21 protein-coding genes are annotated in these 21,606 nt (G+C 43.5%); 10 read left to right on the forward strand and 11 right to left on the reverse strand.

Annotation, left to right across the window (positions count from 1 at the left end; all coding sequences use genetic code 11):
• The first annotated feature begins 7 nt into the window (after positions 1-7).
• Both KJS65_RS08330 and KJS65_RS08335 read left to right on the forward strand, forming a co-directional pair.
• Complete coding sequence (locus KJS65_RS08330) at positions 8-1,108, forward strand: sensor histidine kinase (protein WP_213649404.1); 1,101 nt, start codon at positions 8-10, stop codon at positions 1,106-1,108.
• Positions 1,105-1,710, forward strand: a complete 606-nt coding sequence (locus KJS65_RS08335; RefSeq protein ID WP_213649405.1) for a response regulator transcription factor — start codon at positions 1,105-1,107, stop codon at positions 1,708-1,710. The genes KJS65_RS08330 and KJS65_RS08335 overlap by 4 nt, the downstream gene beginning before the upstream one ends.
• A 185-nt stretch (positions 1,711-1,895) precedes the next feature.
• On the opposite strand, the gene KJS65_RS08340 is transcribed toward KJS65_RS08335, so the two are convergent.
• Both KJS65_RS08340 and lpdA read right to left on the reverse strand, forming a co-directional pair.
• Entirely contained in the window at positions 1,896-2,048 is a 153-nt protein-coding gene (locus KJS65_RS08340) for a hypothetical protein (protein WP_213649406.1), read from the reverse strand.
• Positions 2,049-2,104: 56 nt separating this feature from the next.
• Positions 2,105-3,484: a dihydrolipoyl dehydrogenase gene (gene lpdA, locus KJS65_RS08345; RefSeq protein WP_213649407.1), complete on the reverse strand. Its 1,380-nt coding sequence runs from the start codon at positions 3,482-3,484 to the stop codon at positions 2,105-2,107.
• Positions 3,485-3,685: 201 nt separating this feature from the next.
• On the opposite strand from lpdA, the gene KJS65_RS08350 reads away from it, so the two are divergent.
• Positions 3,686-4,252, forward strand: coding sequence for a TetR/AcrR family transcriptional regulator (locus KJS65_RS08350; RefSeq protein WP_213649408.1), 567 nt, complete (start codon positions 3,686-3,688; stop codon positions 4,250-4,252).
• Between the two features lie 103 nt (positions 4,253-4,355).
• Here KJS65_RS08350 and KJS65_RS08355 read toward each other — a convergent pair whose 3' ends face one another.
• Positions 4,356-4,985, reverse strand: a complete 630-nt coding sequence (locus tag KJS65_RS08355) for a type 1 glutamine amidotransferase family protein (protein WP_213649409.1) — start codon at positions 4,983-4,985, stop codon at positions 4,356-4,358.
• Positions 4,986-5,157: 172 nt separating this feature from the next.
• Positions 5,158-5,967, reverse strand: coding sequence for a phytanoyl-CoA dioxygenase family protein (locus tag KJS65_RS08360; protein ID WP_244864437.1), 810 nt, complete (start codon positions 5,965-5,967; stop codon positions 5,158-5,160).
• Between the two features lie 172 nt (positions 5,968-6,139).
• Between KJS65_RS08360 and KJS65_RS08365 the strand changes: the two genes are divergently transcribed.
• The gene (locus KJS65_RS08365) at positions 6,140-6,943 is read left to right on the forward strand and encodes a helix-turn-helix domain-containing protein (protein ID WP_213649411.1); all 804 of its coding nucleotides are present in this window, start codon (positions 6,140-6,142) and stop codon (positions 6,941-6,943) included.
• Positions 6,944-7,107: 164 nt separating this feature from the next.
• Here the strand turns inward: KJS65_RS08365 and KJS65_RS08370 are convergent, their stop codons facing one another.
• The 7 genes from KJS65_RS08370 to KJS65_RS08400 all read right to left on the reverse strand — a co-directional run bounded on the left by KJS65_RS08370 (position 7,108) and on the right by KJS65_RS08400 (position 13,558).
• Positions 7,108-7,821 (reverse strand): alpha/beta hydrolase, encoded by a 714-nt coding sequence (locus KJS65_RS08370; RefSeq protein ID WP_213649412.1) that lies wholly within the window; start codon positions 7,819-7,821, stop codon positions 7,108-7,110.
• A gap of 500 nt (positions 7,822-8,321) precedes the next feature.
• Positions 8,322-9,008, reverse strand: coding sequence for a response regulator transcription factor (locus KJS65_RS08375; protein WP_213649413.1), 687 nt, complete (start codon positions 9,006-9,008; stop codon positions 8,322-8,324).
• Positions 9,005-10,486, reverse strand: a complete 1,482-nt coding sequence (locus KJS65_RS08380; RefSeq protein ID WP_213649414.1) for a sensor histidine kinase — start codon at positions 10,484-10,486, stop codon at positions 9,005-9,007. The genes KJS65_RS08375 and KJS65_RS08380 overlap by 4 nt, the downstream gene beginning before the upstream one ends.
• A gap of 15 nt (positions 10,487-10,501) precedes the next feature.
• The gene (locus KJS65_RS08385; RefSeq protein ID WP_213649415.1) at positions 10,502-11,248 is read right to left on the reverse strand and encodes an ABC transporter permease subunit; all 747 of its coding nucleotides are present in this window, start codon (positions 11,246-11,248) and stop codon (positions 10,502-10,504) included.
• Positions 11,241-11,981 carry an ABC transporter ATP-binding protein gene (locus tag KJS65_RS08390; RefSeq protein WP_213649416.1) on the reverse strand — a complete coding sequence of 247 codons (741 nt, stop codon included), beginning with the start codon at positions 11,979-11,981 and terminating at the stop codon, positions 11,241-11,243. Before KJS65_RS08390 ends, KJS65_RS08385 begins: the two co-directional genes overlap by 8 nt.
• Positions 11,982-12,067: 86 nt before the next feature.
• Positions 12,068-12,988: a hypothetical protein gene (locus KJS65_RS08395; RefSeq protein ID WP_213649417.1), complete on the reverse strand. Its 921-nt coding sequence runs from the start codon at positions 12,986-12,988 to the stop codon at positions 12,068-12,070.
• A 204-nt stretch (positions 12,989-13,192) separates the two neighbouring features.
• Positions 13,193-13,558 (reverse strand): MmcQ/YjbR family DNA-binding protein, encoded by a 366-nt coding sequence (locus tag KJS65_RS08400; protein WP_213649418.1) that lies wholly within the window; start codon positions 13,556-13,558, stop codon positions 13,193-13,195.
• A gap of 325 nt (positions 13,559-13,883) precedes the next feature.
• On the opposite strand from KJS65_RS08400, the gene KJS65_RS08405 reads away from it, so the two are divergent.
• The 6 genes from KJS65_RS08405 (at position 13,884) to KJS65_RS08430 (ending at position 21,560) form a co-directional block, all read left to right on the forward strand.
• Entirely contained in the window at positions 13,884-14,840 is a 957-nt protein-coding gene (locus KJS65_RS08405) for an ABC transporter permease (RefSeq protein ID WP_213649419.1), read from the forward strand.
• 13 nt (positions 14,841-14,853) lie between these two features.
• Complete coding sequence (locus KJS65_RS08410; protein WP_213649420.1) at positions 14,854-15,783, forward strand: carbohydrate ABC transporter permease; 930 nt, start codon at positions 14,854-14,856, stop codon at positions 15,781-15,783.
• Positions 15,784-15,868: 85 nt separating this feature from the next.
• Positions 15,869-17,374 (forward strand): ABC transporter substrate-binding protein, encoded by a 1,506-nt coding sequence (locus KJS65_RS08415; RefSeq protein ID WP_213649421.1) that lies wholly within the window; start codon positions 15,869-15,871, stop codon positions 17,372-17,374.
• Between the two features lie 136 nt (positions 17,375-17,510).
• A complete protein-coding gene (locus KJS65_RS08420) occupies positions 17,511-19,274 on the forward strand; it encodes a sensor histidine kinase (protein ID WP_213649422.1) in 1,764 nt (587 codons plus the stop codon).
• Positions 19,249-20,010: a response regulator transcription factor gene (locus KJS65_RS08425; protein WP_136605384.1), complete on the forward strand. Its 762-nt coding sequence runs from the start codon at positions 19,249-19,251 to the stop codon at positions 20,008-20,010. Before KJS65_RS08420 ends, KJS65_RS08425 begins: the two co-directional genes overlap by 26 nt.
• A 29-nt stretch (positions 20,011-20,039) precedes the next feature.
• Positions 20,040-21,560 carry an ABC transporter substrate-binding protein gene (locus tag KJS65_RS08430; RefSeq protein ID WP_213649423.1) on the forward strand — a complete coding sequence of 507 codons (1,521 nt, stop codon included), beginning with the start codon at positions 20,040-20,042 and terminating at the stop codon, positions 21,558-21,560.
• The last annotated feature ends 46 nt before the right edge of the window (positions 21,561-21,606 follow it).

Here is a 21,606-nt window from a genome sequence, read left to right on the forward strand (position 1 = left end):
AAATGATATGGATCGTAATACAAAGAAATGGCTCGTTTTCGTACCATTGATTCTACCGGCAGTCTATTTATTTTTCACACCGTTTCATCAAGCTTGGTTGGATGAATGTTTATTTTTGCTGCTTGCCTTCTGTTACTGGCGGAGCATGCTTCATGCGAAGTACCGTGAAATTAACATCTGCATTCAACTTATGATCGTCACCTACTACGTCCTTGTTCATACTCCATGGCATATGTGCTTCGGTTTTTACCCTGCCTTAACGATGTCGCTGCTTGTTTCGTATCGTCGAATTTCGTGGTTGGTTGGTTCCATGATTGGCTGTTTTACGATTGCTATCAGTCTGTCTGCTTACCTATCCAACGAACCTCTTCGATTCGAATGGCTACCCATCTCCATCGCTTTAATTGCCCTACCCTACGTGTTCAAAATGTACCAGGTCTCTTGCGAGATGCACATAAAGCTTTCTCATGCCAACGCTGAAATAATAAAAATTGAGGAAAGGGCACGTATTGCAAGAGATTTGCATGATACGCTTGGACAGACGTTATCCATGATTACGGTAAAAAGCGAACTGGCGGAACGGCTAATCCGCCTAAGTCCTGACGAGGCTTTAATCGAAGTCGGTGATGTCCAGCAGATTTCAAGATCGGCTTTACTGCAAATCCGTGAACTGGTCAATGATATGCAATCCATCGATATCCGAGAGGAGCTTCAACGTGCCGATCATATTCTGGTATCTGCCGGTATTGAAGCAGAAACGTATATGAGAATCGACTCGGAAAAGATGATGCCAATCGTGCGGAATATTCTTGGCATGTGCCTGCGGGAATGTATAACCAATGTCGTCAGGCACAGCGGGGCAGGGAAATGTTTCATTCAATTACTCGAAGACGATGAGCAATATTTGCTTCTCGTTCGTGATAATGGTAATGGTATAGTGAAAGCCCAGAACCAAGTGTGTAAATTTGGTACAGGTTTGCTGGGCATGAAGGAACGGTTATCTTTAATAGAAGGAACGCTGGATCTAGATACTGATCCTGAGAATATGACGAAAGTGACGATAGCCATACCTCATCACCCAATGTTGTTCAAGGAGGAAATAGGATGAAGATCGTCATTGCAGAAGATCAAGGGATGTTAAGAGGTGCCATCAGTCGGCTGCTCGGGATGGAACCGGATATCGAAATTGTCGGGGAAGCCGGCAACGGTGAGCAAGCCTTGCAGCTTATCCGTAAGCGCTTGCCGGATATAGCTGTACTTGATATTGAAATGCCATTTTTAAGCGGATTGGATGTAGCTGAAATACTTAGTGCTGAGGGCAGTACATGTCGGGTCGCCATCGTTACAACCTTTGCCAAGAGCGGATATTATCAGCGTGCGGTTAAAGCGGGGGTAATGGGTTATTTATTGAAGGATACTCCAGTCTCAGAACTTGCGGTATCTTTGCGCAAAATCTATGAGGGCAATCATGTATTCAGTCCTCACCTCACATTTTCCATAAGCAAAGAATTGAACCCACTAACGGATAGGGAATCGGAACTTCTTTCTTACTTGAAGGAAGGATATTCCGTAAGTGAAATCAGTAAGCTATTATATTTGTCGCCAGGTACGATCCGCAATTACATTTCAGAGATCCTTCAGAAACTCGATGCGAAAAATCGAATTGATGCTGTTGCAATCGCCCTAAGTAAGGGGTGGATATCAAATTAGTAACTTCAACCAAAATAAAATTCACTCCTGCATCCCATATATGTGGGTGCGGAGATAAAAACCAGCACAAAAAAAACGACAGATATGTCGTTTTTTTGTTTCCTATCAACAAGTCGATAGCTATTACGTTTTAACTGATGATCGATAAACCGCCTGAATAGTTGACGATTATTCCCGGGCTTTTGTCATACATGATCATTTTTTTGCTCCGCCTCAAGCACGCCTTGTTTTCTGCTATCCGCCTGACTAACTGCATCTTTGCCTTCAGCAGCAAGAAGCGCTCCTTCTGCAATCACCACGACGGCAATTCCAATATACCAACCCGCTTTAAGTTTCATGCATTGATCTCTCCCCCTCCCTGAATGCTTCTAATCGTGCTGCTCCTTTTTTCTGTTCATCTGATTTTTCGAACGGCATTCTCGGCAGCCTCCATGATCACCTCTCCCAATGTGGGATGGGGATGAATGGTCAGAGCCAGATCCTCCACGGTTGCTCCCATCTCGATGGCTAAAGTAAGCTCCGATATGAGTGTTGATGCCTCTACCCCAACGATTTGCGCACCCATTAAGATCCCAGAGGTTTGTTCCGCTATGATTTTGACAAACCCTTCCGCTGCTTGAAGCGCCAATGCTCTACCGTTAATACCGAAGGATGATTTTCCAATCACAACGGGAATAGACTTTGCCTTTGCTTCCGTTTCGGTTAAGCCAACACTTGCAAGCTCCGGCTCTGAAAAAACAACCAGCGGGATCGCTTTATAATCCACGACAGAAGGATTACCTGCAATGACTTCTGCTGCAACCTTAGCTTCATAGGAGGCTTTATGAGCAAGCGCCGGACCTTTCGTAATATCACCAATTGCGAATATGTGTGGGATAGCTGTTCTGCACTGTTCGTCTGTTTCAATCAGCCCCCTGCTTGAAACCTGCAAGTTAATTCGTTCCAGTCCTAAGCTTCCGTCAGTATTCGGTTTTCTTCCGACAGTCACTAACGCATATTCTGCGTTAACCAGATGCTGCTCCTGATTTTTCAAATAATGAAGTGTTAGAGTGTCGGCATGCTGCTCTGCTTTCACGGCTGTCGCCCCTGTTATGATGTTAATGCCGTCGGCCTTCAACCGCCGGATAACAGGAACAGCTAGCTCTGCCTCGAATCCTGGCAGCACTTGTCCTCCTCCCTCCAGTATCGTCACCTCTGTTCCGAATTTGGCATACATCTGCCCCAGTTCTACACCAATGTACCCTCCGCCGATAATGATCAGGCTGGTTGGAATTTGAGAGAGCGATAGCGCTTCTGTGGAAGACAAGATACGACCCCCAAACGGCAATGCCTGCAGCTCAATCGGACGAGAACCCGTTGCCAGTATGGCGTGTTTAAAAGATATCATATGGTCAGTTTTTCTTGTTTGTTTAATGGCAACCGTATGCTCATCAATAAAGCTGGCCTCCCCCTCCAGAATCGTTACTCCGGCGGTTTTCAACAGATAATTAACTCCTCCAGCCTGTTTCATCACAATCCCTTGTTTGAAAGCCTGAGCATTCTTAAAGAAATCTGAACCATCCGCCTGATTCCACTGCCTGTGCAAATCGAAGCGATGTGCTTCTGCAATCAGTGCTTTAGAAGGAATGCATCCTACATGGGTGCACACTCCGCCAAGATGGGAACGTTCGACAACTGCCGTTTTCATCCCAAGCTGCGCAGCTCGCAGTGCCGCCACATATCCTCCAGGACCTGATCCAATAACTAATGTATCAACTGTTTCATGCTGACTCATCCCCTGATACCTCCTAATAAAATGTCTCATTGTAATATAATATGATGGTCATAATATATTATATTCATCATATTTTAACTCGGTCAATAGCTTCGTTTATTTTTTTCTAATGCCAATGTCATCCCATCTGAAAAATTGACATGTTTTATTATGATGACTATAATTTTTTAAAATAGATTGATACGTATCGGAGTGATTGCAATGCCTTATCCTGAAGGCCATAAGTTAAAAGTTAGAGGCAAGATCATCGAAAGTGCCGCCCAAGCTTTTCGTACGAATGGAATTCGCGACATAAGCGTTCCTTTCATTATGAAAGGAGCCGGACTGACTCATGGAGGGTTCTACGCACATTTTGACAACAAAGAACAACTGGTCGCCGAAGCCTGCCGGTATGCCATCAGCGATACGATTGTACTTTTGCAGAAAGCCGCTGACCAAGAGAAGAACGCACCCAAAATCAACACCATCATCGATTACTATTTGAGCCCATACCACCGTGACAGAACAGAAATGGGCTGCATCCTGCCTGCCCTTTCCAGTGAAATTTCCAGATCCTCAGATGAGGTTCGCCAGGTGTTCACCGAGGAGCTGGAACGAATGATTGTGTTTATTTCCAATGCGGCAAAAGTCGACACAGCCACAGGTAGCACACTGCTTAGTTCGATGGTCGGAACCCTAATGCTGGCACGATCCGTTAATGATTCTAAACTCAGCGACAGTCTTCTCTCAGCTGGCAAGCAGCATGCTAAAGGGCTTATTAAGAACTAATGTTACAACCGAGCCTTGGGAAGCAAAATCAATATAAAAAGCGGCATTTCTGCCGCTTGTTTTTTAGGTATGAACAGGTAGAACCCGTTGTTTTACTTAGCAGTTATTTGATAGAATTCATTAACTCGAAGAAGTATTTAGGTTCATGAGTCTGATAAAGATTGAACCATGAATGTAATGTTTCCGGTGCAAATACATCTAGAGCCTTTAATACATGCATCGCGAATTCCAACGGAGCTATTCCTGATGCAGTAACTAAATTCCCATCAGTTACTGCTGGTTCCATTTCATAATATTTTTCTCCTGAATAATTAGGGCAAATCATTTTCATATATTCCAGATCGTTGCTTGTATGTCTCCTCGAGTCTAGCAATCCCATCTTTGCAAGTCCCGCTGTTGCACCACAAATCGCCGCAACAACAGTACCTTCTTTTAAAGCTTTAGAAACTTTTTTCAGTATAGGTTCGTGAACTGCTTCCATCCAAGTATTTCCGCCTGGAAGGACTATAACATCAGTACTTTCCAAAATACATTCATCTACTGTAATACTAGGCAGAATTTTCAATCCTCCCATTGTAGTGACATGATTTTTATCAACGCCTACAGCAACCACCTCTAAAGGCGCTAATTCTTTCTTGAAATACCTTCCAGAGTTTAGTTCAGCGATTAAATAACCTACCTCCCAGTCTGACATCGTATCAAATACATAAAGATACACTTTTTTTGCGTGCATAATACTCACTCCTTTTGTAACTAATTCATCGGTTTACTCTATTATAAAAAAACTTTACTGACATATTCAGTCAGTAAAGTTTTCAAAACTTCTAGAAGAAGCAATTCAATTTTTAATGTGCTTGTTTGTTTTTTAACCTTTAGCAAATCATTCAAGTCATTGAACCATTAAATTAATGGGGATAGACATTTTTGAACTCGACACCGCAAGGTCCTCCGTTCATGTTGTCCTCCAAAATAACTTCGGATCCATCTGCGCGGTAAAGAGGTTTATAATACTGAGAAATCTTAGTAGCCGATCGGTTCGCATAATGGCAAATAAAAGCGCGGCGGAAACGGTCCTTCGTTTTGTTCCGGTAAGAACCATGGATGAGATTACCGTTGAAGAACAGCACGTCGCCTTTGTCCATAATAGCCGGAATCGCTTTCTCTTCCTTCGGCGGCTTCACGTAATGCGTCGTGAACGATTCCTTGGAATCGGCGATGTCCGGGCAGACGATCTCGTAGTCGTTCGTTTTCGGCACGACTAGCAAGCCCCCGTTCTCCTCGTTCGCGGCATCGATCGCCGTCCATGCGGCAATACAGTTACCCGGTTCTACCTGCAAGTAGAAATTATCTTGATGAAGTGCCTGTCCCCTCGAGCCCGGCGGCTTGTAGTAGAACATACTTTGCGCGGCATACGCCTCCTCACCATACAAATCTGCCAATATCGCTAACACAGGCTCATGCAGCATGTAGCGCTTAGCCGTTTCGTTGAACCGGTGTGGATGCATAACCCGCGGATAACGAGAAAGAGGGTCTGTCATATCGGTATCCAGTTTCGGCTCGAAGTAGCCTGGAATCGTCTGGTGGCTAATCCCCTCGAATGTCTCCTCAATCTCCGCAAGCTGCTCCGGATTAAATAAACCTTTCACAATCAGATAACCTTGCTCCTCAAAAAACTGCTTTTGCTCTTCTGTCAGCGCAGGTAAAGATGTACTCACTGTGCAACCCTCCATGTTCTCCTTGATGTATTCAGTATAGGAAAAATGAAGGCCGTCATGGAAGTAACAATGATGCTCTATTTTCACATTATTCTGCTATCGCACTGTTTTTTCATGATGTTCGGCGTTATGCTTGCTATAAAGAATCGTGGGAAAAGGAATGAGTGCAGCAATGATCAAATTAAACGTACCATCCGATTATAATGGCTCTGCTTCAGGTATCGTTTTGTCCGGCCATTTCGACGAACCGGATTCTTATTCGGTAGTCCGTCCTGCAGGCATGGGAGATTGGCTTATTACTTATACGCTGGGAGGAGAAGGGTACTTCCATGTCCCTGGCGAGCATCTCTGCTGTAAACCTGGTGACGTCACCCTTATAAAACCGGGAACGCCGCAGCAATATGGAACGGTTAAGGGCATGCGCTGGCACTTTATGTGGGCGCATTTTCCCGATCATGCAATACAGGCGAATCTGCTTCCGGAGGCTAAGCTATTTAACGAAACGGTTATGGGCGATTCTACCCGCAATCGAATTTACCGGGCGTTCTCGCGTTTACTGATGGATTCAAGGGAACGCAGCAGCTATTGGAATGAACTGTGCCTAGCATCGTTAAGCGAAGTGCTCATCCTGCTCGCACGCAGACGGAAGCAGCATTTTGACAGCCGTGTGGAGGACACGTTGAATCGTATCTCGCAAAGTATGCGTGAGCCAATTAAGATTGACGAACTGGCGGCGGCGGTTCAACTCTCACCGTCGCGGTTGTCACATCTATTCAAAGAAAGCACAGGACTATCGATCATCGATATGCTGAATCAAATGCGCATCCGCCAAGCCGCGCTGCTGCTGGAGCATACAGATAGAAGCTTAGCCGACATCGCGTATGACGTCGGCTATCAGAATTACAATCATTTTATAAATCAGTTCCATAAGTGGCAGGATATGAGTCCGAGAGGCTATCGCAAGAAAAGACGATGAACCACTTCCGTCCGCTGACTTGTTCGCTGGCTTGCCAGGTGACGTTTCCCACTAACTAATGTACAAGACATGTCATCCGGAAACTGGAATAATGTGAATACCTATTCCGCCTTTTCTCCATTCCCGAAATAAGGGTTATCAATTTACACAACACTTATTCAGTCCTAATCAGTTCCCGGGTACAGTTCATAGATTTTGGAGACCAAGTCTTCTGAATTGGTATGGAACACTTGGTTCGAATCCGTCCAGACCGATTTCAGGAAATACGAAGCATGAAACCGCCATCCCAGATGAGCCGGATTAAATTCCATTTGAATTTCGCGTCCCGGCCTTCCACGGTATACCCTAGATCCCGGCTTGCGCCAGCTGCCAATTTGGGTGATTCTATCCGGATTCTGGCCAGTGATATATGTAAATCTGTCATTGTATGGAATGTCCTTCAAATGAAACTTTGGGCACCCTACAGCAAATACCTGAACTCGCTGATATCCGTACTTCTCCTCCAAATAAAGCCCTGCCCGATAGGCGATCACGCCTCCGGCACTGTGCCCAATAAGGATGAGATGATCCGCAATTGCTGCATGCTCGCGGATAATTTGCGCTGCGTTTGTTACCCGGCGAGACTGGTCACGGGACAGATCATAGCTTACTTGAGTAAGCTGCCGGGCCAGCAGACGGATTAACGACGAACCCGTATTGCCGTTTGCAATCCCATAGGGAAAGATCATCACAATTATTGCATTTTGATATCTTTTGGCGATCTCACTGGCAGCGGCATCAAAATTGTTCCGATACGTCAGTACTCCGGCAAAAAAGTAAACCACCGTGCGGCAATTCTTTGTACATGTGCTACTGGGGGATACGAATGTCTCCATCATGATTTCAAAGCCCCCTTCTTGTTCTGCAACTTCTTCAGATAAAATGGTGAGAAAAGATATCAAGCAGGCCTTGTGTATATCTTTCTTGATTAATCCACTCTTCTATCTTTGATCAATAACCCATCCATTGATGGATTAAAACTGTTTGGTAGATGAAATATCGCCACCATAAATGTAACTATTTGTATTCCCATGCGTTTTCTATATAAAGGAGTCGATTCTAATGCCTTTGATAATGTTAGGTATTACTATATTTGCTTGTGGTTTATTTACGGTCAAAAGACCCGATACAAGGCTGTTTGGTGGATTTGGCGACCCCTACGCAACCGCTAGACGTTTAATGTTCACGCGTATTCGCGGAGTATTGACTTTAGTTTTCAGTGCATTATTAATCTTGTACGCTCTGCTACAATATCTTTAAGCAGGCTCGTAGCCAATGAATTGAACACACAGCAAAAACAGATCTTCGCTTGGATTCACACCATGAAGATCTGTTCTATTTACAATCGAAAACGATACCCTGCACCCCATACCGTTTCAATGTATTGAGATTTGGATGCATCGATCTCAATTTTCTCTCTTAGTTTCCGGATATGGACCGTTACCGTCTGTGAATCTCCCAGCGCATCCATCCCCCATAACTTCTCGAACAATTGATCCTTGCTGAATACACGGTTTGGATTCAATGCCAAAAAATAGAGTAAATCGAACTCCTTCGTCGTTAGTATCACCTCTTGATCGTGTACAAAAACTCTTCGTGCTCCATAATCGATCAAGAGGCCGTGAATACGGATCTGTTCTTTATTTTCCTTCGTGCCAATCAGCCGCTCGTACCTAGCTAAATGAGCCTTGACCCTTGCAACCAACTCGCCCGGTTTGAATGGCTTGGTAATATAATCGTCTGCTCCAAGACCTAGGCCCCGAATCACATCGATATCTTCCTTCTTCGCAGTCACCATTAGAATGGGTACATTATGCTTCTCTCTAATTTGCCTGCAGACATCAAAACCATTGATTCGTGGAAGCATCAAATCCAAAATAATTAAATCGTACTCCCCGCTCATCCCTAGCTTTAACCCCGAATCGCCATCCGCCGCGATTTCTACTTTATAACCATGAGCCTCCAAATAATCCCTTTCCAACTCCGCGATGATTTTCTCGTCTTCAACAATAAGAATTTGCTTCATGGCTGGTCACCAACTTTATAATTTCTCAAAGGCAAGGTTATCGTAATACATGTACTCTCGCCAACTTTACTATCTGCCTGAATCGTGCCTTCATGACCATCTATAATTTGTTTAGTAATGGCGAGGCCGAGCCCGCTTCCACCCGTGTTACTATTACGAGACAGATCTGCGCGATAAAACCGTTCGAATACATACGGAAGTGCGTCAGGCTCTATTCCCTGGCCATTATCCGTCATCTGAATAACCACATCATTTTTTGTCATAAACGCCCGAAGATGAAAAGTCTTCTCCGTTTTGTCCATATATTTCAATCCATTATCCATAATATTAGCGAACACCCGCTTAAGTTTGTCTCGGTCGATCAACACATAGGTCTCTGATTCTAATGTAATATTCGATGAATAATGGATATCTTGTTTGCCGAGATCAAATTCGAGTTCTTCTGATAAATCATGTAAAAATGCGTAGAAATCAACGATTTCAAATTGAAATGGTAACCGGTTCAAATCCAGTTTGGAATATAAGAATAGCTCATCGATCAAGTGGTCCATCTCTTCTGCTTTGGAAGAAATGATATCGATATATTTCTGCCTCTTCACCGCCGTGTCTGCAATTCCGTCTCCCAGACCATCAACATACCCTCTGATCGCAGTTAAAGGAGTTCTAAGATCATGAGATATGTTCGAGATGAGTTCTTTCCGATTCTCTTCATATTGGATTTGTGTATGGATCGAATGCTGAAGCTGATTTCGCATTTGTTCAAAGGCAACACTGAGCTCCCCAATTTCATCCTTACTCGTCGGTTTAACTTGAAAATCTAAATCGCCTGATTCAATACGTTTCATCGCAATCTTCAGTTTCTGAAGGGGGCGAATAATACTTCTAGATACGAAATACGTTAACAGGGTGTTCGTCAGAATCAAAATAACAATACTGGTGATAAAAAGAATCGGAAAAAATTTCTGCGCGAAGTTCACCAAGGGATTCAAGGCTGTCACAACAATGACGGTACCTGGTGTTTGGTCAGCGAATCTAAAGTCAAAGTGTCCTAATGATATGAGCTGCTTCCCAATGCGTTCTGGCTCATCTCTCTCCACATATCCTGATTCATCGTATGCCGGCAAATGATTCAGAATATCCGTCTGTTGCAATGTAGGTGATGTATATATAATGCGACCATCTTTACGTACAATCAAATTGGATTTAATGGATAGCAGCTCTTGGTCCAGATCTGACAAGTATTTTGAATCGATCAGAATGGAAGGATTCTTCTCAACGGATCGCTTCATTTCCTTCAATATACCTTCGACATGTTGATCTTCGAACATGCGATGGGTACTTGCTCCATATTGTTCACGGATTGTCTGAAGATCACCACGAAATACGACAATCAATAGAATAGCTGTGAAGAACGTGATCACAAGCGGAATAATTAACATAGCAGCATATGAGAGCAGTAACTTAATACGAATCGACATCGGTAAATTCCCCGTTTACACTTCTTTTCGATCAAATATATAGTAACCTAGTGTAAAAAACAACACACAGCTGGATAACAGGTATAGCGAAGTGGACCATAATTTACCTACAGCGACGGTATGACTAATCCATAGCATATGCCAGTCGGTATAGGAAGCTGGTGAGAACGTAGACATGGCGCTCAGTAGAAATGGTGAAATTTTAAGTGCCACGTAAAGTACGATGGCAGTGACCATAAATCCGCTCGAACTTTTGAAAAATTGAGATACAAAAACAAAGACAGCAGATAGCGCGACCATCGCAACGAAAGCAGCAACATAGGCCTTGAGTACGCCCAATCCCTCTGTAAAACTAAGGGGAGCACCTGCAAATACATTACAAATCAATGTAACCACGCCTAATAAAACAAGCAGCGTACCGATCCCCACAGCGAGCGCTGCAACCTTCGCACAGAATACATGAAATCTCGTATTGGGTCGTAAGAAAGCAAGCTTCAAAGTTCGCGCAGCCACTTCACTAGGAAAAAGATCTGCTGTCATGGTTAAAATGAATAGGGGAATCCAAACCGCGGTATATATACCTAACATTTGAATCGGAAAGGATTGGCTAACCGCTACGAGTCCCAATATAGGCTGTAATGCGTGAAGTGAGACGGCTAGCAGAATCGGAAGTACGAGTGAGAAAGTGAAGAATGCTATCATTTTCTTGCGATATAAGAGCAACCAAAGCTCATTGATAAACCCAGCTCTCCATTTATGCACTTTCCTTCTCCCCTTTCCCGTTTTCTAATTCATGAATATAGAATTGTTCCAGGGATTGCCCACTTGCTAGCAAGTCAGATACATACCCTTCTTGAATCAATTGCCCATCAACAATAATCCCCACGCGGTTACATAGTTGCTCGAGTTCGTGGATCATATGACTAGAAATGAGGAATGTGGTTCCATGCTCTTCAGACAACTGTTTAATAAGCCGGCGGAACATCACCGTGCCTTCAATGTCCAGACCGTTCGTAGGTTCATCCAAAATAACAAACTTAGGATTCGGCAAAATAGCCGCAGCAAGCGCTAATTTCTGCTTCATGCCAGTCGAATAATTCTTGATTTTATCTTTGCGAACTTGGATCATGCCTACAACCTCTAATACCTCTGTAATTCGTTGATCCGTAATATTCGGATAAAATCGGCCAATCAACTTTAAATATTGCCATCCAGTTATAAAATCATAAAAATCTGCTGATTCAATCATACAGCCGACATGCTGCATACCTTCTTCAAATTGATCGATCAGGTCTCCATTAAAGAGTGTAATCTTCCCTCGATCCGCACGGATCAAACCCGTAATGAGCTTCAAAAATGTTGTCTTGCCTGCCCCATTTGGCCCAAGTAATCCATACACATCACCGGCATGCAGCTGCAGATTAATATCCCGAATCCCTCTGTTATTATTGCGGTATACTTTCGTAAGTTGATGCGTCTCTAATATCGGATCCATTTGGATGATCCCTCCTTCATATGGTATTGCAGCAGATAGACCCTGAGTACAGACTATCTGCTGCTTTACTATCATTGATTCCTCAATTATTCATTGTCACCATGAAATTTACCATGTTGATGATTATCCATTTGCTGAACCTGTTTACCAGAAAGATCTATCGTATCCGGTGTTGTCGTGTTATAACCCGAAAGGTTTGCTTGCAGGTGTACAGTCACTTGATGCGCTGTTCCGCTAACGTCTTTACCGGAAATTGTGATGTCAGCTTCTTGATGCTCAATATAGTTCGCATTATTGATATCAGCTTTGAAGGAAACCTTCTCAATCTTAATATCTTGCGTCAATTGCAGTGACGAAGCTTGTAGTACATCTCGATTAAATGGAAGTTCTTTCGATGTATCATCTTTCTTCTCCCCATCGTGCTTCTGATTGGAAGCATGTTTGATCACAAGCGGAGCGATGGCGTTCACGACGGTTGGAATTTGAGAATTATCGAGCTCGGCTGTAATTTCTTTAGAACCATCTGTCTTCGCATCTACTGCGACATAATCTTTCAAGTTACCTACCAGTGCATCAATAACGGTCTCAACTTGCTGCGGAATTTGCGGATCTAGCGTTTCTTTTTCATTATTCTTTTTCTTCTCTTTGTCTTGTTGTTTGACATAATATGTTTCATTGCTGCTTGATTTAAGAACGGTCTGATCTTTCAGCTTATAGAAGTTAACAGATTGTGTTGCACCATTCACTTTTACATCCGCACTGCCGCTCGCTGTCTGTGTGTTAAGACTGATCTTGAAGTTACCTGCCGCACTGGCAAGAGCATTGCCATTATCCTGCAAAGAAGCGGATGCTTGCACAGCTACATTCTGAATCGTTCTTGTGTTCTTCAACGCAGATTTATATGCGTCATATCCGGATGTGCTCGCAAATGCATTTATTCCTGTTGTAATCATCATGACGCTACTAATACCTAGTACGCCGCCTAGCATTAACCATTTCTTCTTCATGCTTTTTCCTCCTGAAAATAAGAAATTTGTCTTACAAGATCAATGATAGGCAATAAGGATTATAACCTTGTGAAGCATTTATTAAATTATTATTAAATCAACATTAGTCGTGAATTTCTCAATAAAAAAGACAACCGTCTAAGACAGCTGCCCTTACTTTCTCGTTTGCGTTATGGATTGATCGATGAAATTCATCCTAAAGAATCATAGCTTTTGAATTCCCGTGAGAGATTCCCGGAGGCTCTTTGGAAGAGTTTTGACAACCGAATCATAAGAATGGTCAATCATTATAAAGACATCCGACTCCGGCAAGGAACCGTCGATGATAATTGTATTCCAGTGTTTTTTGTTCATGTGATAGCCTGGTCGAACGGCCTCATGCTGCTCTCTCAAGTTTTCCGCAATTACCGGGTCACATTTTAGGTTTAAGAGCCATTGATCCGTTTTGTCCTGAAAAATCAGCGCGAACATTTTACCCGCGATTTTGATCACTAATGGATCAGGTCCAAACGGATAATCTTTCGTTGCTCCCTTCTTCAGTAAACAGTATTCGATGATATTGTTATTCAATTCAGTACCTCTCCTTCACCAATGTTAACAAATTCCTCGTAGCATTTATCATCATTATAACTGAACGTACCTTGACCATTCACTAAAATGTGGTCAATTTTTGGATTGACAAGCATTAGCCCAGAGATAGACGCGACGTTCTGTACAGGTGCAGATCCTATCATTAGGTAGATGTGACTGGTTATTATGTAAACTTAATATTTCGAATCTAACGTTTGTTGACTATAGTATCAAGTTTGTTATCTAGAAGCACCCGATCCTTCTCTTATACAATGAATTTAACAAGTGCAATACAATCGAGAAAACACCGGAAGGAGTGACAGACATGAGCTCTAAAACCGAACAACAAGACAAACGAAAGCGCTTACGAAGCCGTTGGCGCAAACAGGATACGGAACTAACCCTCTTGGCATTGCCGACGACGATTTGGTACATACTGTTTTGTTTCTTACCTATGTTCGGGATCATTATTGCCTTCAAAAACTTCAGAATTAGCGGCGGCTTCTTGAGCAATGTGTTTAACAGTCCATGGGTAGGCTTCAAAAATTTCGAGTTCTTATTCAAGTCGAATGACGCCTGGATCATTATTCGAAACACCATTGGATACAATATTATTTTTATCGTTTCAGGCATTGTACTGCCCGTTCTATTCGCTATTATGATCGGATTACTTCACAGCCGCAAAGCAAGTAAAGTCTATCAGACGATGATGTTCCTCCCCTATTTCCTATCTTGGGTTGTCGTATCTGCTGTAGGCTGGGCGTTCCTAAGCTTTGATAAAGGAATTGTCAATCAAATGCTCGTCAGTATGGGCAGTGATCCTGTTAACTGGTACATGGCGCCGGAATACTGGCCTTACCTTCTGGTTTTCTTGAATATCTGGAAAGGCCTGGGCTATGGTATGGTCATCTATCTGGCAACGATCACAAGCCTTGACAGCACTTATTATGAAGCAGCTGTTATTGATGGCGCTTCCATTTGGCAGCAGACGAGATTTATTACATTGCCAATGCTCAAGCTAGTTATCGTCATGATGTTCATTTTGGCAGTTGGACGCATATTCTACACTGATTTTGGCTTATTCTATCAGGTCACGAGAGATTCCAATTCTCTGTTCAACGTGTCTACCACCATCGATGTCATGGTGTATAAACAACTGAAAACCGCTACAGTCGGTATGGCATCTGCTGCCGCATTCGTACAGTCCGTTCTGGGTTGTGCAACGATTTTAACCGCTAACTGGATTGTTCGCAAAATTGATCCAGATAGCGCGATGATGTAAGGAGGTAAGGGCGATGGCAACGAGAACGGCTTACGAAACGGGCCTTGAGAAATTTAATCGCACAAACAAAGTCGTGAACATTTTTTTCAACCTGATTTTTATCATCTTGGCGCTGATCTGTGTCATACCTGTCGTTGTTGTTTTATCCATTTCATTTTCCAGTGAAGCATCCATACGTGAGACAGGATATCATCTGTTGCCTGTTGCTTTGTCAGGGGAGGCTTACACCTATATTGTCAAGCAGGGCGCGATGATTCTGCGGGCGCTCGGTGTATCCGCACTTGTTACAGTAGCTGGTACTGTGCTTGGTGTATTTCTTACCACCTCCATGGGCTATGTACTTTCTCGCCCAGCATACAAGCTTAAAGGCTTTCTGACCTGGGTGGTATTTATCCCAATGGTATTCAACGGCGGTTTGGTATCCAGTTACTTCATTAATACAAATTTATTGGGACTAAAGGACAGTATCTGGTCACTGATTCTACCGCTCGCAGTATCATCGTTCAATGTTATCATTTGTAAAACTTTCTTTAAAAGTACGATTCCCGATGGGCTGATTGAATCTGCTGAAATTGATGGCGCGAGCCAGCTTCGAATCTTTTTCTCAATCATCCTACCGATCTCCTTGCCGGTCATTGCAACCATAGGACTGTTTCTCTGCTTCGCTTATTGGAATGACTGGTTCCAATCGATGCTGTATATCGATAACCAAAACCTATATTCTCTGCAAGCACTGCTTAACAGCTTAATGAGCAACGTAGATGCACTCGCCAAGAATGCCGCAAGTATGGGCGTTAGCTACGCAGTACTTGTCACAACGATGCCGAAGGAATCTGCCCGCATGGCTGTAGCCATTCTAATTGTTCTGCCTGTAGCTTTCGCCTACCCTTTCTTCCAGAAATATTTTATTTCTGGACTAACGATCGGTGCTGTCAAAGGATGATGACGAAATAAGCCAAGCAAACTTGGTTTATGATAGATCACTGTACAACTCTTACGGTGATATAAATTCATAAGGGGGAAATGGAATGAAGAAATCTTTTAAGTTCATCTCTACGCTTTGTGCTCTGACATTGGTAACTACGTTAGCAGCTTGTGGCGGCTCGAAGTCAGGATCTACGACCGATGGATCTGCGACAGATAGTTCTACGAAGACAACAGACACATCAAAGGACACTACAACAGCCAGTAAGGATATTCCGACTTTGGTCTGGTGGACCATCGGCGGCCAAGTGCCTAATAACTTCAGCAAAGCTATTGATGCCATGAATGCATACACAGCTGAGAAGATTGGTGTGAAAATTGACATCAAGGTAGCCAGCTGGGGTGAATGGGACACGAAAATAAACACCATTGTGAATACTGGCGAACCATTCGACATTATGTTCACAAACAGCGGTAAATACAGCAAGCAAGTGGCTATGGGTGCTCTTGCCGATATCACCGATCTGGTTCAAAGTGAAACACCTGACTTATACAAAGTGATTCCTGAAAAGGTATGGGAAGGTACAAAGATTGGCGGCAAGTATTATTCCGTTCCTACTTATAAGGATTCAGCATTAACGCAGTATTGGGTATACGATGATAAATATGTGCAAAAGTACAATATTGATATCAACAATATCAAAACACTGCAGGATCTTGATAAGCCTCTGCACGCCATGAAGGCTGAAGGCAAGAGCTTCTATCCATTGCCGATGACGCAAGGCGAAGGCTTGAACGGTTTCTTAAACGAGTATGACGATTTAACACTGGGCTTCCCTCCGGTTGGCGTAAAAGCTGACGATGCATCACGCACGGTTGTCTCGGTTCTCGAGCAGCCCGATGTGATGGCTAATCTGAAACTTTTGCATCAATGGTATAAAGATGGCATCATCAACCCGGATGCTCCGACGAAAACGGAGAACGAAAAAGGAAGAGCCTTCTTTGCAGCACAGGCATTCCCTGGAGCAGAAGTAGGCTGGCAAATCAATGATGCTGTTCAAAAGTATGATATGGTTCAGCATTATGGACCTATTTATTCAACGAGTACGATCCAAGGGTCCCTGAATGCAATTTCGGCGAATTCGAAATATAAGAAGGAAGCATTGAAATACCTCGAACTAGTCAACACAGATCCGAAACTGCGCAATATGCTGGCATTCGGTGAGTTAGGCGTAGACTACAAAAACGTCGATGGTGAAAAGGTTATTGAGCGTACTTCCGATACTTGGCCGCTGGCTGCCTACACACAAGGTACATTCTTTAATCTAGCAGTTACAAAAGGGGCTCCTGAAGATCAATGGGAACAGGTTAAAAAGCTGAATGATGCAGCAACCTCTTCTACTGTCCTTGGCTTTGCACTAGACATCAGCAATCTTCAGACAGAAGTGGCCAATTGCCAAGCAGTATGGGATAAATACAAATATGAACTCATCACAGGAGCATCCGATCCGGAGAAAATGGTTCCGAAGATTACAGCTGAGTTAAAGTCCGCTGGTATGGACGCGATCATGAAAGCCGCTCAAGAGCAAATTAATAATTATTTCAAGTAGATTACTTTCATGCGCATCCCTTATTGAGACATTCTGTAAGGGATGCTTTTTCCTATCTATGAAGCTTCGCTTAATCATGTTAAAGTGGTATGGTAAATGCTTACTTTAGGGCGACCTACTGCAATTGAGGTGTCGTATGAGCTCTTTTTTGCAAATCAAAATTTATCGTCAAAAGTTTATTGCTTATGTCATCTTCGTTTTGACCATTGGAATCGCACTTGGCATTTTGACCTGTGCAATGCTGCTGAATCAATGGGTTGGTGATGCCCGTATAGAGGCAACCAACGCTTTCGCCGGTGTAGAGAATGAGCTGCAGTATGATGCCGACCGAATTGAGGCTTACATGCAGCGTATATACTCCAATCACAGTCTGATGGATGATGTTCATAGTTATTCAAGCAGCAGTGTTGAAGGCTACTTAACCAGCAGACTGCAGAACAGTCAATTCTCACAACCGCTGGTATCCTTCCCGGAGGATATTAAAACCTATCTGTACAGCTGGGCGCAAGGTGAAATTACGCAGATTAGCCTGCATACCAACCAATACGGCAATGTTGTACGCTTTACTGACAACGGAAATACGAGCTTCATGTTCGGTCTTCCAAATACAGATGAAGCTTTTCACGATACCCTATTAAAAGGATTCGTATATCGCAAGAAACTATCAGATCCAACAGTAGGATCACAGGAATTCGGAGAGCTGCGTTTCTTGGTCAGCAGTGATCAAATCTTTAAATCCATACAAACTTATCGATTTGGCAAGGCTGCTGCAGTCAGTGCTTCCGGCGACATATACCTTATCGGTAATGAACAGGACCAAGAATTAAAGGAACTGTCCCGTATGGCGGCGGCGAATGGACAAAGTCATGGTTTTATTTCAAAGGGTCTTTTTAAGCATATATTTTTTGTCACCTTCCCCTCCACCAAGTTTAATTTCAAGTTCGTTAGCATCGTTGATTTATCTATGCTGATTCGTCAGCATGCCAGGATGCTGCTTACCATCTTTCTGATCATAATAACAACCATGATTAGCGTACTGCTGCTCATTGTGTACAATATGCGTGATGATGCCCGCTTTCTGCACCGCATTATTCAATCGATCGGACGCGTGAAAACAGCGAATTTCACACCTAATCGCCCTGCTCGTTATCGCCGCAATGAATACGGCATGATCGCGAGGGAATTAGACGATATGATACAGCAATTAGATAAGCATATTCGTAACGAATATTTGCTTAAGCTAAAACAGCAAGAAACTGAAATGAAAGCGCTTCAGCACCAGATTAATCCTCACTTTCTGTACAATACATTAGAGGTTATCCGCTCCACTGCTCTTGTTAACCAGGACAGGGATACCGCTGATGCCATTGCTACCTTGGGTGCGCTCTATCGTGAAATTGTCAAAAAAGAGAATATTATTTCGATTGCCAGTGAGCTGGAATTGCTGCAAAAGTACTTGGAGATTATGGAGTTTAAGTATCCGGAGCGTTTTTATTATCAAGTCAATGTCGAACCGGCGTTACTCTCGATCCCTACCGTAAAATTCTGGATGCAGCCTTTGGCTGAGAATTTTTTCATCCATGGCTTTATCGCCAGCAAAGAGTTGAACCTGTATGTCGTTAATGGCTGGGAAGCTGAAGACCATTATGTATTGGAATTCGTGGATAATGGGCGTGGTATTCATGAAGAACGCTTAAATACTGTTCGAAGCACCCTCTCGAGCCATGATGATACTTCTTCCAAGAGTATCGGTCTACGCAACGTAAACACCCGTCTTCATTTCTTCTATGGGAACAGCTACTCTATAAAAATTGAAAATAATGAGGAAGCTGGAGTCAAGATTTCGGTACGGATATCAAAAGAGGTGATTGAACATGTACAAGCTGATGATTGTGGATGACGAACCTCAGATTTTGGAGGGGATGAAGCGAATCCTGGACTGGAAACAATACGGCTTCGGCCGGATCGATACCTGCGAGTCTACGCAGGAGGCCATATCCAAGATCATAGACCTTATGCCGGATGTCGCCATTTTTGATGTTTGCATTGGCAAGAATCTTGGGTACGAAGCGATCTGCAGACTCAATGAACTTCAAATTCCTACGAAATATGTTATTATGAGCGGCTATAGTGAATTTAAGTATGCCCAAGAAGCCATCCGCTGTGGAGTCAAAGACTATCTGCTCAAGCCTGTAGAACGTCCGAAGCTACAACAAGTTATTGAGAAGATTATTGTTGAAGATCTGGGTGGTACGATAGGCAATAAGGGCAGCGAGCGTTTGAACAAGGATCCGGTACTGGATGTCAGCTATGATAGCCTATCCAAGCTAGTCAACCGTATTCTGCTGATGATCAAGACGGAGCATGCTCAGAATATTACCTTGAAATCAGTGGCAGAACGCTTTCAGATGAACAGTACCTACCTTGGGCAATTATTTCTTAAGGAAACCGAAATGAAATTTTCAGAATACCTCATGGCTTACCGTATGCTGCTCGCACAAGAAAGAATTCAATCGACAGATGAGAAGATTTCTTATATCGCGCTATCTGTTGGATACAATAATCTCAATTATTTTTATACACACTTTCAAAGCTTTTTCGGAAAATCCCCCTCTGATCTGCGGGGAAAAGGTTAACAACGAACACGGCGGAAAGGAGGATATCGATGCTGATGCGCTCTAGACACAGATATATCTTCATGACAATCAGCCTCATCCTGCTGCTCACAATAAATATGACTGGCTGTTCCCGGCAGCCTAGCAAAAATAACTACGATAAATATGGTGGCGACCCCGTCAATCTGATTTATTACACGATTGGAGAGCCCGACAAAGACCTGCAGCTCGTAAATGATAAGATCAATGAAATCATGGCTCCTAAAATTGGTGTAACGATCACCTATATCAAGGTAGGCTGGCAAGAGTATGAAGATCGGCTGAACACGCTTATATCCGCAGGAAGCCCTTTCGATATTGCTTTTGCACCCAATTATGCAGCCACCGCAATGCGCGGAGCATGGCTGAAACTTGATGATTACCTTACGAGTCTGGGCAAAGATTTATACGACAACATTGACCCGACTTTTTGGCAAGGGGTACGAATGAACGATGGGGGCATTTACGGAGTACCGACCAATAAAGAGCTGGCCGTACGTGATCATTGGATGTATCCTGCTTCAATAGTAAAAAAGCACAATATCGACATTACCAAATACAACACTCTGGAATCACTTGAACCGTTGCTCCGTATGATTAGACAGGAAGAGCCGTCATACATACCCATGGAATTGGATCAGGATTCACAAAATTTCTTCGCTCTTTATGGCTATGAATATGTTGTGAACAATAAAGTTCCCTTGATGGTGAAATCTCTGGACCCGAGCGCTAAGGTCGTGAATATCTTCGAAACAAAGGAAGCACGGCAGGTATTAGACACTTTACGTCGTTATTATAAGGAGGGCTTCATTAATAAGGATGCAGCGCTACGGGAGCCTGGCGGACTTAAGCGTGGGGCTAAAGTGTTCTGGAAATCCTCAGGTGGCGGCCCGCTCTCGGAGACGACTTGGAGTAAGGATCGCGGCTACAAGGTTGTATCGAATCCCGTAACCCCCACCGTCGTTACCACAGAATCCGTCCGTGGAGGCATCATGGCTGTTAATGCCAACACCAAGCATCCCGTTGAGTGTATTAAGTTTCTGAATCTACTCAATACCGACCCTGAAATACGAAACTTATTTAATTACGGTATTGAAGGAGTCCACTACACGCTGGATGAACATGGGCAAGTAGCCCCCATTCCTAGCAAAGACAGCCACGGTGACCCGATCCCGGATGCGCCAGCCAGCTATGCAGGAGTACAATACACTCAGGGCAACTGGTTTATACTGAAAACCATGGGCGGTGATAATCCGGAACCTCTCGATAAATGGGATCAATTCCGCAAATACAACGCAGAAGTAATCAAGTCATCCGTGCTCGGTTTTACTCCTGATCTCTCCAAGTTGACCGCCCAAACCGATAACATCGAGATGATTTGGAAGAAATACTATCCCAGTCTCATGACTGGCTCAGTCGATGTGGACATGATCCTCCCCAAATTTAACGAGGAGCTCAAGCTAGCAGGCATCGACGAGATACGGCAAGAAGTGCAAAAGCAACTGGATGCGTGGCGTGGCGCAAATAGGTAAACGCTATAGCACGCTACCCTGTCTTCCACAAAAGTCCCGCAATCAC

Origin of the sequence: Paenibacillus sp. J23TS9, from assembly GCF_018403225.1 — a bacterium.
Lineage (GTDB): Bacteria > Bacillota > Bacilli > Paenibacillales > Paenibacillaceae > Paenibacillus_AQ.

What these genes read in the sequence shown, in the direction of transcription:
- KJS65_RS08330 (WP_213649404.1), top strand. Translation starts at nt 8, where the DNA reads ATGGATCGTAATACAAAGAAATGGCTCGTTTTCGTACCATTGATTCTA.
- KJS65_RS08395 (WP_213649417.1), bottom strand. Translation starts at nt 12,988, where the DNA reads ATGAAGAAGAAATGGTTAATGCTAGGCGGCGTACTAGGTATTAGTAGC.
- KJS65_RS08340 (WP_213649406.1), bottom strand. Translation starts at nt 2,048, where the DNA reads ATGAAACTTAAAGCGGGTTGGTATATTGGAATTGCCGTCGTGGTGATT.
- KJS65_RS08335 (WP_213649405.1), top strand. Translation starts at nt 1,105, where the DNA reads ATGAAGATCGTCATTGCAGAAGATCAAGGGATGTTAAGAGGTGCCATC.
- KJS65_RS08405 (WP_213649419.1), top strand. Translation starts at nt 13,884, where the DNA reads ATGAGCTCTAAAACCGAACAACAAGACAAACGAAAGCGCTTACGAAGC.
- KJS65_RS08355 (WP_213649409.1), bottom strand. Translation starts at nt 4,985, where the DNA reads ATGCACGCAAAAAAAGTGTATCTTTATGTATTTGATACGATGTCAGAC.
- KJS65_RS08390 (WP_213649416.1), bottom strand. Translation starts at nt 11,981, where the DNA reads ATGGATCCGATATTAGAGACGCATCAACTTACGAAAGTATACCGCAAT.
- KJS65_RS08415 (WP_213649421.1), top strand. Translation starts at nt 15,869, where the DNA reads ATGAAGAAATCTTTTAAGTTCATCTCTACGCTTTGTGCTCTGACATTG.
- KJS65_RS08425 (WP_136605384.1), top strand. Translation starts at nt 19,249, where the DNA reads ATGTACAAGCTGATGATTGTGGATGACGAACCTCAGATTTTGGAGGGG.
- KJS65_RS08410 (WP_213649420.1), top strand. Translation starts at nt 14,854, where the DNA reads ATGGCAACGAGAACGGCTTACGAAACGGGCCTTGAGAAATTTAATCGC.
- KJS65_RS08350 (WP_213649408.1), top strand. Translation starts at nt 3,686, where the DNA reads ATGCCTTATCCTGAAGGCCATAAGTTAAAAGTTAGAGGCAAGATCATC.
- KJS65_RS08430 (WP_213649423.1), top strand. Translation starts at nt 20,040, where the DNA reads ATGCTGATGCGCTCTAGACACAGATATATCTTCATGACAATCAGCCTC.
- lpdA (WP_213649407.1), bottom strand. Translation starts at nt 3,484, where the DNA reads ATGAGTCAGCATGAAACAGTTGATACATTAGTTATTGGATCAGGTCCT.
- KJS65_RS08375 (WP_213649413.1), bottom strand. Translation starts at nt 9,008, where the DNA reads ATGAAGCAAATTCTTATTGTTGAAGACGAGAAAATCATCGCGGAGTTG.
- KJS65_RS08380 (WP_213649414.1), bottom strand. Translation starts at nt 10,486, where the DNA reads ATGTCGATTCGTATTAAGTTACTGCTCTCATATGCTGCTATGTTAATT.
- KJS65_RS08420 (WP_213649422.1), top strand. Translation starts at nt 17,511, where the DNA reads ATGAGCTCTTTTTTGCAAATCAAAATTTATCGTCAAAAGTTTATTGCT.
- KJS65_RS08370 (WP_213649412.1), bottom strand. Translation starts at nt 7,821, where the DNA reads ATGATGGAGACATTCGTATCCCCCAGTAGCACATGTACAAAGAATTGC.
- KJS65_RS08365 (WP_213649411.1), top strand. Translation starts at nt 6,140, where the DNA reads ATGATCAAATTAAACGTACCATCCGATTATAATGGCTCTGCTTCAGGT.